15 protein-coding genes are annotated in these 16,389 nt (G+C 63.9%); 8 read left to right on the top strand and 7 right to left on the bottom strand.

Translation table 11 applies throughout. The features are described from left to right. Positions 1 to 151: 151 nt before the first annotated feature. Positions 152 to 1,885, top strand: a complete 1,734-nt coding sequence (locus ACYVL5_RS18265; RefSeq protein WP_460597009.1) for a SulP family inorganic anion transporter — start codon at positions 152 to 154, stop codon at positions 1,883 to 1,885. Positions 1,886 to 2,227: 342 nt separating this feature from the next. Continuing rightward, positions 2,228 to 2,518 carry a YciI family protein gene (locus tag ACYVL5_RS18260; RefSeq protein ID WP_460597008.1) on the top strand — a complete coding sequence of 97 codons (291 nt, stop codon included), beginning with the start codon at positions 2,228 to 2,230 and terminating at the stop codon, positions 2,516 to 2,518. Between the two features lie 11 nt (positions 2,519 to 2,529). Here ACYVL5_RS18260 and ACYVL5_RS18255 read toward each other — a convergent pair whose 3' ends face one another. Next, a complete protein-coding gene (locus ACYVL5_RS18255; RefSeq protein ID WP_460597007.1) occupies positions 2,530 to 2,880 on the bottom strand; it encodes a winged helix-turn-helix transcriptional regulator in 351 nt (116 codons plus the stop codon). A 169-nt stretch (positions 2,881 to 3,049) separates the two neighbouring features. Here ACYVL5_RS18255 and ACYVL5_RS18250 point away from each other — a divergent pair, with 169 nt between their 5' ends. The 4 genes from ACYVL5_RS18250 to ACYVL5_RS18235 all read left to right on the top strand — a co-directional run bounded on the left by ACYVL5_RS18250 (position 3,050) and on the right by ACYVL5_RS18235 (position 5,076). Then, on the top strand, positions 3,050 to 3,682 hold the full coding sequence (locus ACYVL5_RS18250; RefSeq protein ID WP_460597006.1) for a flavodoxin family protein: 633 nt from the start codon (positions 3,050 to 3,052) through the stop codon (positions 3,680 to 3,682). A 14-nt stretch (positions 3,683 to 3,696) separates the two neighbouring features. Next, complete coding sequence (locus ACYVL5_RS18245) at positions 3,697 to 3,987, top strand: putative quinol monooxygenase (RefSeq protein WP_460597005.1); 291 nt, start codon at positions 3,697 to 3,699, stop codon at positions 3,985 to 3,987. 110 nt (positions 3,988 to 4,097) lie between these two features. Next, positions 4,098 to 4,403, top strand: a complete 306-nt coding sequence (locus ACYVL5_RS18240; protein ID WP_460597004.1) for a TRL-like family protein — start codon at positions 4,098 to 4,100, stop codon at positions 4,401 to 4,403. Positions 4,404 to 4,656: 253 nt separating this feature from the next. Continuing rightward, on the top strand, positions 4,657 to 5,076 hold the full coding sequence (locus ACYVL5_RS18235; protein WP_460597003.1) for a plasmid partition protein ParG: 420 nt from the start codon (positions 4,657 to 4,659) through the stop codon (positions 5,074 to 5,076). A gap of 191 nt (positions 5,077 to 5,267) precedes the next feature. On the opposite strand, the gene ACYVL5_RS18230 is transcribed toward ACYVL5_RS18235, so the two are convergent. From ACYVL5_RS18230 to ACYVL5_RS18220, 3 genes are all read right to left on the bottom strand, one after another. After that, positions 5,268 to 5,954, bottom strand: a complete 687-nt coding sequence (locus tag ACYVL5_RS18230) for a cytochrome c3 family protein (protein ID WP_460597002.1) — start codon at positions 5,952 to 5,954, stop codon at positions 5,268 to 5,270. A 313-nt stretch (positions 5,955 to 6,267) separates the two neighbouring features. Continuing rightward, positions 6,268 to 6,735, bottom strand: a complete 468-nt coding sequence (locus ACYVL5_RS18225; RefSeq protein ID WP_460597001.1) for a hypothetical protein — start codon at positions 6,733 to 6,735, stop codon at positions 6,268 to 6,270. A gap of 30 nt (positions 6,736 to 6,765) precedes the next feature. Beyond that, a complete protein-coding gene (locus ACYVL5_RS18220) occupies positions 6,766 to 9,420 on the bottom strand; it encodes a beta strand repeat-containing protein (protein WP_460597000.1) in 2,655 nt (884 codons plus the stop codon). Between the two features lie 683 nt (positions 9,421 to 10,103). Between ACYVL5_RS18220 and ACYVL5_RS18215 the strand changes: the two genes are divergently transcribed. Both ACYVL5_RS18215 and ACYVL5_RS18210 read left to right on the top strand, forming a co-directional pair. Beyond that, positions 10,104 to 11,537 (top strand): OmpA family protein, encoded by a 1,434-nt coding sequence (locus ACYVL5_RS18215; protein WP_460596999.1) that lies wholly within the window; start codon positions 10,104 to 10,106, stop codon positions 11,535 to 11,537. Between the two features lie 63 nt (positions 11,538 to 11,600). Then, the gene (locus ACYVL5_RS18210; RefSeq protein ID WP_460596998.1) at positions 11,601 to 12,635 is read left to right on the top strand and encodes a GW dipeptide domain-containing protein; all 1,035 of its coding nucleotides are present in this window, start codon (positions 11,601 to 11,603) and stop codon (positions 12,633 to 12,635) included. Positions 12,636 to 12,739: 104 nt separating this feature from the next. On the opposite strand, the gene ACYVL5_RS18205 is transcribed toward ACYVL5_RS18210, so the two are convergent. The 3 genes from ACYVL5_RS18205 to ACYVL5_RS18195 all read right to left on the bottom strand — a co-directional run bounded on the left by ACYVL5_RS18205 (position 12,740) and on the right by ACYVL5_RS18195 (position 16,197). Continuing rightward, positions 12,740 to 13,411: a response regulator transcription factor gene (locus ACYVL5_RS18205; protein ID WP_460596997.1), complete on the bottom strand. Its 672-nt coding sequence runs from the start codon at positions 13,409 to 13,411 to the stop codon at positions 12,740 to 12,742. Positions 13,412 to 13,575: 164 nt separating this feature from the next. Further along, positions 13,576 to 15,060, bottom strand: coding sequence for a sensor histidine kinase (locus tag ACYVL5_RS18200; RefSeq protein ID WP_460596996.1), 1,485 nt, complete (start codon positions 15,058 to 15,060; stop codon positions 13,576 to 13,578). 126 nt (positions 15,061 to 15,186) lie between these two features. Continuing rightward, positions 15,187 to 16,197 (bottom strand): hypothetical protein, encoded by a 1,011-nt coding sequence (locus tag ACYVL5_RS18195; protein WP_460596995.1) that lies wholly within the window; start codon positions 16,195 to 16,197, stop codon positions 15,187 to 15,189. Positions 16,198 to 16,389 lie beyond the last annotated feature (192 nt).

Below are 16,389 nucleotides of genomic sequence, written 5' to 3'. Positions count from 1 at the left end.
CCATCCGGGTCGGCAGGCAGACCAATTCAGTGTACACCCATCGCTCCATCCAGGTTGGCAAGCAGACGAATTCGGTGTACATAGATAGCCGAAAGGTGGTCCAGTGGGGAGCCGGCGCTATCGCCGACCGATCGATGGGAGGATATGGCAGGTGAGGGAGCAAAAGGTAAACAGCGGCCGGTGGGGAAAGGGTGGCATCAGGCGCCTTCCCCTGCTCAAGGGGGTGCTCCCCCTGGATCGCTCGCGGCTGGGGGGAGAACTCTTCGCCGGGGTGACCCTGGCGGCGCTCGCCATCCCGGAGGTGATGGGATACACGAGGATTTCCGGGACCCCGGTGGTGACCGGACTCTACACCCTCCTCGTCCCGATGATCCTCTTCGCCTTCTTCGGGGCCTCGCGCCACCTGGTGGTCGGGGCCGACTCCGCCACCGCCGCCATCCTGGCGGGGGGGCTCGCCACCATGGCGGTCCCCGGCTCGCCGCAGTGGCTCTCGCTCGCCGGGGTACTGGCGCTGATGGCGGCCGGCATGCTCCTGCTGGCCCGGCTGGCCCGGCTCGGTTTTCTGGCCGACTTCCTCTCCCGCACGGTGCTGGTCGGCTTTCTCAGCGGCGTGGGTGTGCAGGTCGCCGCGGGCGAGCTTCCCGGGATGCTCGGGATCTCCGCCGGGGGGGGGAACGGGGTGGCCAAGGTGATTGCCGTCATCCGCCACTTCGGGGAAGCCAACCCGGCCACCGTGGCCCTCTCCGGCGCCATGCTGGTCGTGGTGCTGGGCGGCCGCCGGCTCTCCTCCAGCATCCCGGGGCCGCTTTTGGCCATCGCCGGATCCGTCGCGGCCGGCTGGGGACTCGACCTGGAGCGCTACGGGGTCCGGCTCCTCGGGACCGTCCCGGGTGGGCTCCCCACCTTCGCCATCCCGCCGCAGACCTGGCAGTGGGGGGTGATCCGCACCCTGGCCCCCACCGCCTTCGCCATGTTCGTCGTCATCCTCGCCCAGAGCGCCGCCACCTCGCGCGCCTACGCGGCCCGCTACCACGAGGAGCTGGACGACAACCTCGACCTGGTGGGGCTTTCGCTGGCCAACATCGGGGCGGGACTCACCGGGACCTTCGTGGTCAACGGCAGCCCGACCAAGACCCAGATGGTGGAGAGCGCGGGAGGGAGGAGCCAGCTCTCCCAGCTGACCGCGAGCTTCTGCGTGCTGGCGGTGCTCCTGTTCCTCACCGCCCCCCTCGCCTACCTCCCCACCGCCGCCCTCTCCACGGTGGTCTTCCTGATCGGGATGGAGCTCATCGACCTGGGGGGACTCAGGCGGATCTACCTCGAGCGCCCCTGGGAATTCTGGGTGGCGCTCATTACCGCGGTGACCGTGATCGTGGTGGGGGTCGAGCAGAGCATCCTGCTGGCCATCGTCATGTCGCTCGTGGTGCACACCCGGCACGGCTACCTGGTTAACAACATGCTGCTGGTCTCCGACGGCCGGGGAAGCTGGAGGCAGCAGAAGGTGGAGAAACCGGAGCAGATCCTCCCCGGGCTGATGATGTACCGCTTCATGCACAACCTCTACTACGCCAACGCCCACCTCCTGTACGAGGAGGTAGGGAGGCTCGTGCGGGAGAGCTCCCCTCACCTCACCTGGTTCTGCATCGACGCCGCCGCGGTCAACGACGTCGACTTCACCGCCGCCGAGGCGCTGCGGCACCTGCACCGGATGGTGGAGGGGGAAGGGGTCAAGGTGGTCTTCTGCGACCTGGTCGAACACGTGAGAAACGAGTTCGACCGCTCCGGGCTCACCCAGCTCTTCGGCGAGAGCGCCTTCTACCCCTCCATCGCCGCCGTGCTCGCCGACTACCGGGACCGCTTCCCCGGCCACGAGGGCCCAGAGTGACGACAGCCGGCACGTGCCCTTCCCCCGGCATCACTACCTGGCCACCGACCTCCACTCTCAGACCGGAGCCCGTTTCGGTGAAGTGACCTCCTTGAAAAGAGTCATGGCGAGGGAGACTGAAAGAGAGCGGGGGCGGATTGGGATTTTTGTTCCTGAGATTGTCAAAGCGGCCGGAAGGAGAGGGCCGGCGGCGGATAACACCAATAATTTTATTGATTATTTTTTATAATATTGTAATATCTCCCACGACTCCGGCCGCTGTGACACAGAGTGTGCCCCCGGAGGTATGGCCCCTGCCGCCCCATGCACCGGCAGCCGGCACCGAAAGAATAAGGAGATGACGTGTTCATCGTTCTTCTCAACTACTTGAAGCCCCTCACCGAGGTGGACCGCTTCGTCGGCGAGCACCGCCAATTCCTGGAGAAGTACTACGCCTCGGAGGATTTCCTCATGTCGGGGCGCAGGGAGCCGCGCACCGGCGGGGTCATCATCTCCACGGCCAAGACCCGCGAGGAGATCGAAAGCATCATCCTCAACGACCCTTTCCACCGCGAGAACATCGCCGAGTACGAGATCATCGAGTTCGTCCCCTCCATGACCGCGCCGCAGCTGGCGGCTCTCCGGCTCCCCTAGCAGCCGGCCTCTCAATCGCCCAGGTAGTTCTTCGCCCAGTTGCACATCATTTCGAGCACGGGATAGATGCTCCTCCCTTTTTCGGTAAGAGAATATTCCACCTTCGGCGGAACCTGCGGGTAAACCTCCCGGTGTACCAGCCCGTCCGCCTCCAACTCCCGCAACTGCTGGGTCAGCATCTTCCGGGTGGTGTCGGCAAACTGCCGTTGCAGGTCTGAAAAGCGCATGGTCTCCTGGGCCAGGTGCCACAGGATCGAGGCCTTCCACTTCCCCCCCACCACCGCCAGGGTGAGATCAATGCCGCACCTGTATTCCTTCTCCCGGTAGACCATCGGTTCGCCGGACGACTGGTTCTCGTTCATCTTTGCCACCTCGTTGGCATAGGTTACCTGTCGGGTACTACGTCCCCTAAAGGTAACTACGTTCCAGTAAAGTACGTAGTTGATCTTTGGGAGCGTAGGAGTAAAGTTAGCACACTGATTTGCCATTGGGAAGCGAGTTCCGATCAAACCGAGAAATGGAGGAGTAGCGATGAGAGTGGTAGCGTTCAACGGCAGCCCCAACAGCGAGGGGAATACCTGGCACGCCCTGAAGATGGTGACGGCGGAACTGGAGAAAGAGGGGATCGAGACGGAGATCGTCCAGGTAGGGAACAAGGTCATCAGGGGATGCCTCGCCTGCGGCGGCTGCGCCAGAAACAAAAACGAGCGGTGCGTGATCGATGACGAGGTCAACGGCTGGGTGCAGAAGATGAAGGAGGCCGACGGCATCCTCCTCGGCTCGCCGGTGCATTACGCAGCGATGGCGGGGACCATGAAATCCTTTCTCGACCGCGCCTTCTACGTGGCCGGGGTCAACGACGGCCTGCTCCGCCACAAGGTCGGCGCCTCCGTGGTCGCGGTACGCCGCTCCGGCGGGCTTCCCACCTTCAACCAGCTGAACAACTTCATGCTCTACGCCGAGATGCTCATGCCCACTTCCAACTACTGGAACGTCATCCACGGCCGCGCGCCCGGCGAGGTGAGCGAGGACAGCGAAGGGGTGCAGATCATGCGGGTACTCGGAAAGAACATGGCCTGGCTCATGAAACTGGTCGAGCACGGCAAGGGAGCCATCACCCCTCCCGAGCGGGAACCGAAGACCTTTTTCAGCTTCATCCACTAAATAAGGAGATCGCCATGTCAAAGCTGTCGATTGTCGCACGGCTCAAAGTGAAACCGGAGGCGGTGGAACAGGTCAAAAGCGAGCTGACCAAGCTGGTCGCTCCCACCCGCAAGGAAGAGGGATGCCTCGAATACAACCTGCACCAGGACAATGACACCCCGGAACTCTTTGTCTTCTACGAGAACTGGGAGAGTGCCGCCCATCTCGACAGGCACAAGGAGAGCGATCACTACCGGCACTGCTTCGGCACCATCGGTGGCCTCATAGAGGAGAGAAGCCTCCAGAAGCTCACCTGCCTTGAGTGATCCGGTGACAGGGATCAAGCGCCCTAATCATTAGACAAAACAAAAGATAACTTTACTCGCATTAGGAATTGTGCTACCAAGGGGCACCTACAAATTCCAGGAGGTAGCACATGAAGCGTACGAATCTGGTTGGTCTTTTGGTCATCGGTGGGATGCTTTCGGGTTGTGCCTCGAGCGTCCCGGTCGGGGCTCTCTACACCGAACTGAAGCTCCCGATCACCGCCACCTCGACTCCCGGCAAGAAGGAAGGGACCGCCGAGTGCGAGAGCATCCTTTCCCTGGTCGCCACCGGCGACTGCAGCATCGAAACCGCCAAGAAAAACGGCGGGATCACCCGCGTTTCGGCTGTCGATTGGGAGGTCAAGAACATCCTCGGCATCATCGGCAAGTACAAGGTCAAGGTGTACGGCGAGTAATCGGGCCCTGCCTCGGGACAGAAAAATGCCGCAAGTCGCCACCGGGCGCTTGCGGCATTTTTCATCCAGATCAGGCGCTATTTTCCGCTACAGACAACTGCCCCCTCTCCTTCATGGAGAGGGCAGGAGTGAGGGGGGATAGAAGGGGCGTCGCTGTGGCCCGGGCGATCAATGCAACTTCCGCCTGGAAAGTGTTGATCGGCTTTTTAGGATTGGGTATACTCCGGCATCGATCCCACCAGTCGGAGGTACCATGGAAAATCAGATGGGGCTGTTCGGAGAGTTGCTGCCGCCGCGGCCGGCCGAGCCGGTATCCCCCCCCACCCCGGAGGCTGCTAAGACACCGGCGGCTGCGGCTGCCAAAACACCAATCCCGGAGATTGGCAAAACACCGGCCCCGACGGTCGCCAAGACACCGGCCCCGGCGCCCCCCCAGGCAACCTCCCCTGCTCCCGTCCGCGAGAAGGCCGCCGCCCAGCCGCCCCGCGCCGCCAAGGTGGCCAGGAAGCAGAACGCGCCCAAGAAGGTTTCCGGACTGGTCCCGGCCGGCGACGTGCGGCTGACCGCCAACATCCGCGAGGATCTGCACCTCAAGCTCAAGATCGCCTCCGCCCACCGCAGGACGACCATCGGCGAGATTATCGAGGAACTGGTGGAGAAGCACCTCAAGTAATCGCTCGCACAAACCGCCGGAGCCCCCTCCCCCCATACAATCCAGATTAGCCACTATCTTCCTCTGCAGACGGCTTCCCCCTCTCCTTATCGCTCATCAGGAAACAAAAACGGCCCCAACCATTACCGGTGGGGCCGTTTCTTTTCCGCCATTGCCGCGCCGTCCTTACCTGAACGGTGGCCGGGACTTCCTTATTTGTCGTGACAGCTCTGGCAGAGGGCGCTCTCCCGGTCGCTCATAACCAGGTGCCCCTTCTCAGGGTTCAGCGGATCGTGACAGGAGAGGCATCCCACGCGGCCGTTGATGAGGGTGATCTTGCTGGTGGCGAAGATCGGCTTGTACCCGCCTTTGCGGGCGTTCACGTAGCTGTTGTATACCATCCCGATCGGGTGATCGCTGGTAAAGGAATCGACATGCTGCCCGCGTTCGTACGGGCTGTTCTTGAGCACCACGGTGATCCCCATCGCCCCGACCCCGTCGTGGCAGCTGAGGCAGTCGGCGGAGAAGGCGTCGACCTCGGCGCGGGGCCCCTTGTATTTGCGGTAGCCGAGAAAGCTCACTTCGACCTCGCCGTCCCCATCGCTCTCCTGCGGAGAGTAGGAGGCCTTCTGGATGCTGCCGTACATGTCCTCGACGGAATTGCTCGCCACCTGCACGCGGCCGAGGGCGTTATCGAGCTGAACCATGTACTGCCGGCGGGCGCTGACCGATTTCTGCAACTGTTGGGAGAAAAGGCAGGTCCCGGTCGCCTGCGAAACGCCATTGGGGGAAGCGAAGGCGGATACCCGCTCGGGATGGCCGAATACACCCACCGCCGCTATCAGGGATATGCCGGCCACCGTGAACGCCAGAGCCTTGATCGAATTGTGAGTTTTCATGGCGACCTCCCGTTTGCCTTTGCCTTATGCATTACAAACGGGATACCCCTTTTGAAGGGGGGGGGCATAAAAGTTACAACAAGCTGTTTTTACAGATACCTTTTGCTACCATCTCTGCGGATATTGATTTTACATTTCACTTAGACGCTGTTCATTGTTTGCACATCAAACAGCGAGCTATCCTGCGGGTGACCAAATTGAAAAGCGTGGACGGGAGCGTGGACGGGTCGCGAGGCGGGGCGGAGGGACGGGAGCGGGCAAAAAAAAACCCGCCCTTTTGGGGGCGGGTTTTTCTTTAAGCGGGAAGCGGGTATCAGTCGAGCGAGAGAGACCCGTTGACTGCCGCGCCGTTTTGGTCGGACAAGGCAGTATTCGACAGTGCGTAGGCGCTCGCAGCGGGTACCGCTGTTCCTGATGCGAGGTCGAAGGTAACCTTAACCAAGTCCCCGTTCGGCATATCCGCCGTCGGGCGTGTCATCAGAAAGCTGAGCTTGGCCGGGGTGTTACCCGATGCAGCAGTGTAGTATCCGGTGGCACTGAGACCGCTCACAGTGCTGGTGAAGCTTGAGTCGGGAACCTTTCCGGAGGAGTCGGCGGTAAGGGTCACCCCGGCGGGGAGGGTAATAACGCCCAGTACTCCACGCACGCCGGTCCCGGTAAGGGCGACGTTCACCGAGGCGGTGGTGGGCGCCGCCGGACCGCCGCCGCCCCCCCCTCCCCCGCCGCAGGCGGCTAACGCAAGGAATGCTCCCAGAACCAGTATCAGTCGTATCATTTTCATCGTTTCATCTCCGTGATGTTGGAAGTGCCGTTACCAGGTTTTGAGCCCGACCATCCTCTCGAGGATCAGGACGACGTCGCCCACGTCGATGGTCCCGTTGGGCTGCGGCTTGCCGCCTACCAGCGGAGCCACGTCGGCGTACCCTTTGTCCTGGGTGCTCGCGTTGGAGACACCGAGGGCGAACTTGACCATCTGCTGGGCATCGGCCAGGGACGGCGGCGAGATGCCGTTGGTCAGGCAGCCGGTCGGGTAGGTAACGACCACGTTACGCTGGACGGTGGTGGTGTTGCCGGAGTTGGGATCGGTCGCGGTGACCTTGATCACGTAGCTCCCGCCGTTGGCCAGCGTCAGGGTGGTGCTGAAGGTTCCGTTGCCGGCCACGGTGACCGCGGTGGAGGCCCCACCGTTGACCGTGTAGGCCAGGGTCGGGTTGTTGGTCATGTCGCCGATCACGCCGGCCAGGGTGACGCTGCTGTTCTGGGTGCTCGGGTCGGCCAGCACCGCCTGGGTCGCCGCCGGCGAGGTGACGGTGAGGTCGGGTACCGAACCGTCGTAGGTGACGCTCAGGGCCTTGGTGTAGGTGCCGGTCGCGCTGTCGGTGGCGCTGACCACGATGGCGTTGGCGCCCTGGCTGAGGAAGATGGTAGCGGAGAAGCTGGAGCCGGAAACCACCGGGGTGACCGCGGCGCCGTTGACCTTCACCGTGATGGTGGCGGTCCCCTGGGCAGCGAAGGTGCCGTTCAGGGTGACGTTGTTGCTCTTGGTGAAGCTGCCGTCGGCCGGCGACGAGATGGTGAGATCGGTCAGTGCCGGGTTGTAGGTGATCACCCGCTGGTCGGTGGTGGAGCCGTGGGCATCGGCAGCGGTGGTGACGATGGTGTTGGAGCCGACCGCCAGCACGAGGCCGGTGCTGAAGGCGCCGGTGGTCGCATCGAAGGCGATGGCCTTGGCGGTGCCGCCGTTGACCGCGACGCTCACGCCGGTAACGGCGGATGCGTTCGGAGTGGCGGTGCCGGACAGGGTGAAGTTCGGGTCCTTGGTGGCGGAGCCGTCGGGGAGGGTCGCCGCCGAGATGGTCAGGGCCGGGCCGCTCAGGGTGATCCTGACGACGGCGCTCTTGTATGCGGAAACGTTGCCGGCGCCATCCTTGGCCCAGGCGTAAAGGGTGACGTTGGTGGCGACACCTTCCGGCACCGACTGGGTCACGGTGTAGTTCGACGGCGCGCTGCCGAGCCAACCGGAAGTCGGGGCGGTTGCGGTCTCGGTAACCAGGTAGCCGGTCACGCCGGTACCACCAGCATTATCGCTCGCGGTAAAGGTGCTGATCGGGATGTTCAGGGTCGTGGAGGTGGAGGCGATGGTGAAAGCATTCACCGTCGGCGCCGTGGTGTCGGGGACGGGAACGAGAGTCGCGTCGACGTTGGGGTTGACCGTGTCGTCGGTCACGAACCCGCTGGTGACCGACACGGTGGCCGCACTCCAGACATCTGAATAACCCGGGGCGCTGAACTTCAGGTAGTAGGTCCCCGGGGGAACCAGGGTGAACTGGTAGGACGCGTAACGGGAAGCGGGGGTGACCTTCACCGGCGAGATGCCGGAGACGGCTACCTTCGCGGAGGTGTAGAGGCCGACGGTGACCTCCACCGGCGCGGGGCCGCTGCCGGAAAGGTAGAAGAACCCGTTGATGATCCCCCAAGAACCGAACTTGGCGTTGACGTTGGACGTCACCGCTCCTGCGGTCACCGCGAGGGCGGGCTGAGTCGGGGCCGTCAACTGGTTGTTGTAGTAGACGAAGTCGGTGTTGCTGTTGTTGAAGAGGACGTTGTAGTTCCCGGTGGCGAGCCCCCCGTAGGTATAGGTACCATCAGCCAGGGTGGTGGTCGGCACCCCCTGGGTCGTCCCCTGGGAGTCGACGGCCGTCACGGTGACACCGGCAATCGGCGTGCCGCTCAGGTCGGTGACCTTACCGGTGAAGTTGGCCCCCACCATGAAGGAGTTGTTGCGGACCTCGGCCCGGTTCCCGTTGCCGTCGACCGAGGCGACGTTCCAGCTGTACAGGACCCCCGGGGTGGCAGCGGCGGCGTACCCGCCGACCTGGGTGGGGTTGTTGTAGGTGTAGGTGGTGACGCCGGGGGCGATGTCGTCGGTCCAGACGATGTCGCTGCCGTTGATGGCGATGTCGTAGCCTCCCGCCGGCGCGGTGCTGGGCGCCGTCCAGGTGAAGGCCGGGTTGGCGCTGGAGCCGACTGCACCAAGCGGGGCGGTCGGGACCGGGAAATTGTCAGCCACGGCGGTGATCTGCGCGGTAATGGTCTCGTTGAGAGAGGTATTATCGGCGTAGACGACCGCGAAGCTGTAGGTGGTCCCGGCCGTCGGGCGGGCGGTGAGATCGACGGTGGCCGTGTAGGTGGTGCCCGCCACGTCGCCGACCAGGCTGGTGGAAGAGATCCCGGGGCCGGTCATGGTGACGGTGGCGAGGCCGACGGTGTCGGGGATCACCACCTTGCCGGTGAGAGAGTACCCTTGGGTGCTACCGCTTTTCCAGTGGGTGGTGGTGACCGACGGTGTCCCGGTAGCGGCCAGTGCGGAACCGCCGAAGAACCCCATCAAGGCCAGCAGCCCGGCAGCCACTGTGGCAAGCCGCGTGCCTTGTCTGAAGAATTGCCTGACAAACTCTTTCAACATTCTCCCTCCTTTTTTGCCCGCCTGGTGGCGATGGTCGCCGCAGGCCGGTCGGTCCTTCGGGGTACTTGTCTTGCCAGCCGGCGCCTCGCGTAAGGCGACGGGGGTCGGAGATCCACACCTGCAACAAGCGCTCCCAGATTGCGAGATCGCGGCACCGATCGACGGCGGCCGGGAAATCTCGCCTACCCGGAGCAGAAAAAGCTTTATATTTCGCTAATTTTTACCGCCGATCCCTGGAGAGGTACGGCAAATAACCTTGGCCGTGCCGTGTTTTGACGGAGAGGCACCCCGGGAGGCGAAAACGGACCGGGTCCGGCGCCTGCGAGGAGCATTCCGGGAGGGGTGGCCGGTGCCGAAAGGACGGGCCAGCGGACGCCCCTGCGCTCTTCTAATGAGCGCTAACCTCTCGAAGAGAGAGGCGAATCATACTACGACAGCAGGTTCACGTTTGTCCAGATGTAAATAAAAAAAGAGCGTATAGAGTATGGTTGCCCCCGTACTGTCATTAACAAACGTTTATCCTTGAAGTGGGGAGCGGTTTAGTATAAGATGCGCGAAGCCAGCAGTATCTGGAGAGGAATTTGCCGCGCATCGTTCGCATATTATCACTGGTCGTTCTCTTTACCCTCGCGCTTTCCCTCCCGGGTCTGGCTCTCACCGAGATCCCCAAGGTTGTAAAGCCCGTGACAGAGTTCGAAGTGGCTCCCATCATCGGAGGTTACTTCTTTGCCTCCGGCCAGGCACTGGATCCGACCCCGCTGTACGGTGTCAGGGCCGGCTACCATATAGTGGGAGCCAACGTCGCCGACTCAATCGGGGTCGAGGCGAACGTCAACTACTTCTCTACCAGCACCAGCTCAGGCTCCAAGGCCACCGGCTACCTCTACGGAGCCGACGCGGTCTACTCGCTGACCCCGAGGAAGGTGACCGTCCCCTTCTTCTCGGTCGGCATCGGCGGCATGTCCGTCGACAAGGGCCCCCGCACCACCGGCAACTTCATCTTCAACTGGGGGCTGGGTGTCAAACACTTCCTGACCAACCACCTGGCCCTCAGGTTCGACGCCCACCAGCTCTTTGTATACGACAACGTTTCCACCAGGACCAACTACGAGATCCTCGCCGGGGTGTCCTACACCTTCACCGACCTGATGCGTATCATCCCGCCGGCGCCTCCCAAGCCGAAGAAGGCGCTCCCCGCCCTGGCCGTCCCGGAGCTCAAGGACGAAGGGAAGTCGGAGGAGCAGGAACCGGCCGCCTACGTGCCGGAACCGGAACCGGGTACCGCCACCACCGGCGAAGCGCACCCCCCCGCCGCAACGTCGCCCGCAACACCGGGGGCGCCGGCACCGGCAGCACCGGCAACCGCCCCCGGTACTGCGCCCTCGCCAGCCCCGGCCATCAAGGGTGCCCCGGCCGGCATGGCGGGAAGCCCGGCCGCCGAACAGGGGAGCGCGCCGGAAATCGTGCTGGGACCGGTGGTGCTTTCCGAGGTTCCCCCGCAGATGCCGGCGGTGCCCGCCCCCCGGGCTGCGGCCAAGGGTGCCGCTCCCCCTGCGGGGCAGCCGAGTCAGCCGGGCCAGCCGGCGGCGGCAGGGGTACCGGTCGCGGGAGTACCCGCCCGTCCCGCCGCCTCCGCCCAGGCGGTACGCCACCCCGCCCAGGCTCCCCAGGAGGAGCTCGTGCTCGAGCCGGTGGAGCCGGAACAGGCGGCGGTCGCCGAGCGGGACGAGACCGGGGTCGTGCGGCGCACGCTCGGTTACCTGACCGTGGAGTTCGACTTCAACAAGACCGTGGTGCGGGCCGAGTACACCGCCAAGATCAACGCGCTGGCCGCCATGCTCAAGAATTCGCCTGACGTCACAGTGCGGATCGAGGGGCATACCGACAGCGTCGGCCGCAACGAGCCCAACCTCAGGCTCTCCGAGGCGAGGGCCCAGGTCGTAGCCCGGGAACTGGTGGCCCGCGGCGTCAGCGCCGACCGCATCTCCACCAAGGGCTTCGGCTTCAACAAACCCAAGGCGAGCAACCGCAGCGCCAAGGGGAGGCAGGCGAACCGCAGGGCCGAGATCCTGACCCTGGTGGTCCAGCGTAAAGACGCCACGCCGCCCCCCCACTGACCGATTGATGCAGCGGACCGACCCCTAAGGGCCGTTCCTTAATAACAACATGAGGAGACCAACATGATGAAACACAGGAAACTGCCTCTGGCAGGGATTACCCTGGCCCTGGGTGCCGTTGCGATGGCCGGCTGCGCCGGCCCCGGCCAGACCGCCAAAACCACCGCGGCGCCGGCATCCGCGACCGCCGCCGCACCCGCCGGGCTGTCCGGGAAGGTCGTCGAGACCATGGACGCCGGTGGCTACACCTACCTCAACATCGAAAAGGACGGCAAGAAGAGCTGGGTGGCCATCCCGGTATCCCAGGTCAAGGTGGGAGACGAGCTCAACCTGCTCCCCGGTGCCACCATGAGCAACTTCACCAGCAAGTCCCTCAACCGCACCTTCGAATCGATCGTGTTCTCCGGCGGGATAGCCACCGCCCCCGCGGCCCCCGCAGCCGCAGCCGCCGCCGCTCCGGCTCCGGCCGAACCGGGCAAAGAGGCGGTCGACCCCAACGAGTCGGCTACCCCGATCCTGGCCGGCAAGGTCATCGAGACCATGGACGCCGCCCAGTACACCTACATCAACGTCGAGAAGGACGGCAAGCACAGCTGGATCGCCGTACCCGCCACCCCGGTCAAGGTCGGTGACGAGATCGAGGTCCTCCCCGGCACCCCGATGGGCAAGTTCACCAGCAAGATGCTGAAGCGGACCTTCAACGCGATCTACTTCTCCAGCGGGATCAAGACCCCGGGCTCCGCCCCCGAGGCCGCCAAGGAAGCGGCCCCTGCGGCGGCTCCTGCCGGCCTCCCCTCCGGCCACCCGAAGATCGACGCAGCCAAGGCTCCCGCCGAGCCCCCGCGCGCCCCGGAACCGGCCCCGGCCGTCACCCCGCTCACCGGCAAGGTGGTCGAGTCCCTCGACGCCGGCGGGTACACCTACCTGAACGTCGAGAAGGACGGGGTGAAGAAGTGGGTGGCCATTCCCCAGGCCAAGATCGCGGTCGGCGAGGAAGTAGCCCTTGCCCCGGGGATGGTGATGAGCAACTTCGTCAGCAAGGGGCTCAACCGCACCTTCGAAAAGATCATCTTCTCCAACGGGCCGGTCTCCAAGTAGCCCGACCGCCAGCCGCATAAAGAAAGGGCCGGGGAATCGCCTCCCCGGCCCTTTTCTATTTCCGTTTCATCGGTTATCTTCGCCAACCGGGCGGTTCCCCCCTTTCACACCTCGTCGAGGACGTACCCTACCCCGCGCACGGTCCTGATCAGCTTGGCCTCGAAGGGGTCGTCCACCTTCATCCGCAGCCTCCGCATGTGCACGTCCACCACGTTGGTGTCGCTCTCGAAGTCGATGGACCAGATCTGCTCGGCGATCCTGGTCCGGGAGAGCACCTCCCCCCGGCGCCTGGCCAGAAGCGATAAGAGCGAGAATTCCTTGGGGGTGAGGTCGATCCTCTTCCCCTGCCGCGATACGCGATGGGCCGGGAAGTCGATCTCCAGATCGCCCACCGTCAGCACCTCGGGGACCCGGATCGGGCCGCGCCTGAGGATGGTCTGGACCCGGGCCAAAAGCTCCGAGAAGGCGAACGGCTTGGTCAGGTAGTCGTCGGCGCCCAGCTGCAGCCCCTTCACCCGGTCCTCAACCCCGTCCAGGGCGGTGAGGATCAGCACCGGTGTGTGACTCCCGCGCTCCCTAAGCCTCTTCAGGACCTCCCAACCTTCCATGGCGGGGAGCATCACGTCGAGGATGATCAGGTCGTACTCCCTCTTGAGGGCCAGATCCAGGCCGTCCTGTCCGTTGTCCACCACGTCGGTCGTAAAGTTGTCCTCGGTGAGCCCACGGCTGATGAATGCTGCGGTCTTCTTCTCGTCCTCTACGATCAGGATATGCATCGGCGCCCAACCCCTTCTTGAAGTTTCTTTTACGGGGGACCGACCGGTCTCCCTCTCACATTAAAACGGCATACTATCCGTAGCAGACCATCCAAGGCAAGAAAATTATGGCGGTTGCCGGAGGAGGATAGCGAATTCCCCCTACCCGTCCGGCGCCCCCTCCCCTATCCCTGGGGCGCCGTCTCGGCGGGAAGCGACTCAGGATCGGGATAGCTCAGGGTGACGGTGGTCCCCTTGCCCGGTTCGCTGCGGACGGTGATGTCCCCCTGGTGCAGGTCCATGATCGCCTTGGCGATGGGAAGCCCCAGCCCGGTGCCGTGGGGATCCATGTGCCTGGTGGCGTAGATCCGGTAGAAACGGTCGAAGATCTTGCCGAGCTGGTCGGCGGCCATGCCGCAGCCGGCGTCGGCGACCGAGATCTCGCAGGCGCGCCCCGCCCCCTGGCGCACCGAGAGCAGCACGCTTCCCCGGGAGCTGTTGTAGGTGATCGCGTTGGAGATGAGTGCCGCCAGCGACTTTCTGAACAGCACCCGGTCGGCCACCAGCCTGGCGTCCCCCCGGCACTCCAGGGTGATCCCCTTCTCCTCGGCCACCGGAGAGTAGAAGTCGATCACCTCCTCCGCCTCCTCGCGCGCCGTCAGGTCGCTGAGGGTCAGGCTGAACTTCCCGAGCTCGGCGTTGCCCAGGAAGAGGATGTTGTCGGCCAGCCGGGTGAGCCTGGTCACCTCGTCGAGGCTTGAGGCGATGACCGCTTCCAGCTCCTCCGCGCTCCTCGGGCGGGAGAGCGCCACCTCGGCCTCCCCCTTCAGAATGGTGAGCGGGGTGCGCATCTTGTGGGAGAGGTTGGACGCGGAGCGGTAGAGCCGGGCGAAGGACTCCTCCAGGCGGTCGAGCATGTGATTGATGGCGTCGGCGACCACGCCGATCTCGGCAGGCCACCCCTCCCCCCCTACCCTTTCCTCGAGGTTGGTAACCGTGATCCGGCGGACGGTATCGGTCAGGGCGACCAGTGAGCGGGTCCCCTGGCGGGCGATCATGAGGCTCACCCCGCAGCAGAGCGCGAAGCCCAGGGCGAGGGCCAGACCGATCTTGGTGCGGTACCCCACCAGGATCTCCCGGACGTTGGTCACGTCGAGGGCAACCTGCAGGACGGCCCGGCGGTTGAAGCGGGAATCTACGTCGACCCAGACCATAGTGGTGAGGTAATCCCTGCCGTCGGGCCCCACGAGCGAGATGTCGCTGGCAGGCCGGTCACGGTAGGGGATCCGGAAGAGGCTTTTCGGGAGGAACCGCTCCATCCCCGGCGACTCCATGAGGAGCGCCCCGTTGCCGTCCATCACCCGGATGTAGTGCTTGACGTACTCGTCCCCGGAGTGCTCGAAGTTCAGTTCCCTGAAGATGACCGAGGTCTCCTTCTGGGCCTGGATCATGTTGCCCAGCGAGGTGACCTCGTCGTGGAGGTAGGTGTGGTTTTGCTTGGCGAGCTGGGAAGCGAGCCCCGCGTACAGAAGGGCTGAAACGAGGGCCATCAGGACGAAGAAGGAAATGGCGTTGCTGAAGGCGAGCCTGCGGGTGAGCGACCAGCGGCGCGGCCGGGCGGGGGCTCCTTCAGCGGAAGAGGAATGGCGCGGGCTTGCCATAGCTGGCATTACAAGGATCTCCATGACATGACACTACACGCCGCAACAAAAATTTGCCCGCGCGCGCCCGGCCCCCTGCTCTCCCTCCCCGTCAAGGGGAGGGAGCGGGTGAGGATTGGTATAAATCTCCGCGAATTACTGGGCGGTCACCTTGAACGTTATCGGCACCCCGTCGATGTTGACGATGGTGGTCGCCACCTGCCCGGCGGTGTCCGGTACCAGATCGGTGAAGAAGAGGGAGTCACCGTTGGCGAAGGTATGGGTTTCGTCGGCGGAGCCGGCACCGGTATAGGTGCCGCTGGAGACGTCCGCTGCGGTCAGGGCGTAGCCGCCGGAACCGGTGGAACTGCTGACGAAATGGACCGTATAGCTCCCGGGGACGAGGGCCAGCACGGCCGACCCGGTGATGACCCCACCCGCCGTCCCGGTAAGATACACCGTCTGGGGAGCCACGTTGCCGGGGGTGGTGGAGAAGGTCGCGCTCTGGTCGCCGATGGTAAGGACCGTGGTCACCGCCGCGTTCGAGGAGGTGTTCTGGACCACCACCTGGTCGCCGTTTTGGACGGTCCCCGGACTGGAGGTATACCCTCCCGACGAAGTGGATACATATTCCCCCCCGGTGATGGTGATGGGAGCCACGGTACCCGAGGTGAGGTTGACCGTGATCAGGTTGGAGGTCTTTGTGGTACCAGAAGTCGTCACCCCCGCGTACCCGGCCGGGGTGAAAAAGAAGGGAGACACGGTGGCCGTGGAGGTGGTGCTGGAGAAGGTGGCGCTCTGGTTCCCGATGGTCAGGGTGGTGGTCACCGTGCCGCCGGCGGTACTGGAGGAGGTGTGCTGGACACGGACCTGGTCGTTCTTGTGCACCTTGCCGGTCACTGAGGTGAAGGAGGTGGTCGAGTTGATCGAGTACTGGCCGTTGGAGACGCTGATGGCGGCAGTGGAGCCGTTGGAGAAGGCGACGGTGACCGGGTCGGAGACCGTGACGGTATTGAGCGCCACGTTGGTCGCGTTGGTGAAGGAGAAGGGCTGCACCGTGCTCGAAGAGCCCGTGGTGGTGGTCTTGGTGGTGTCGGGGAACCAGTCGACTCCGCATCCGGCCAGGGTAATCATCAGCAACAGGGAAAACAGTATCGAACGGAACATCCTACCCCCTCTGGACAAACAAACGTTGGGGCGCATTATAGCCCCACCTTTTACTCTTTGTCAAAAAGGAACCTGATTAGCGCCAATCTTCCGCTGGAAGACAAGCGCGACATATTACGTCGTAGGTGGTTCATATAATCACGGCACATTCCATCCGAGGAGGCTGCCGTGAAGAATCGTTTCCAGTTCCAG

This window comes from Geomonas sp. Red276, from assembly GCF_054784495.1.
This window is presented reverse-complemented; position numbering and strand designations above follow the sequence as displayed.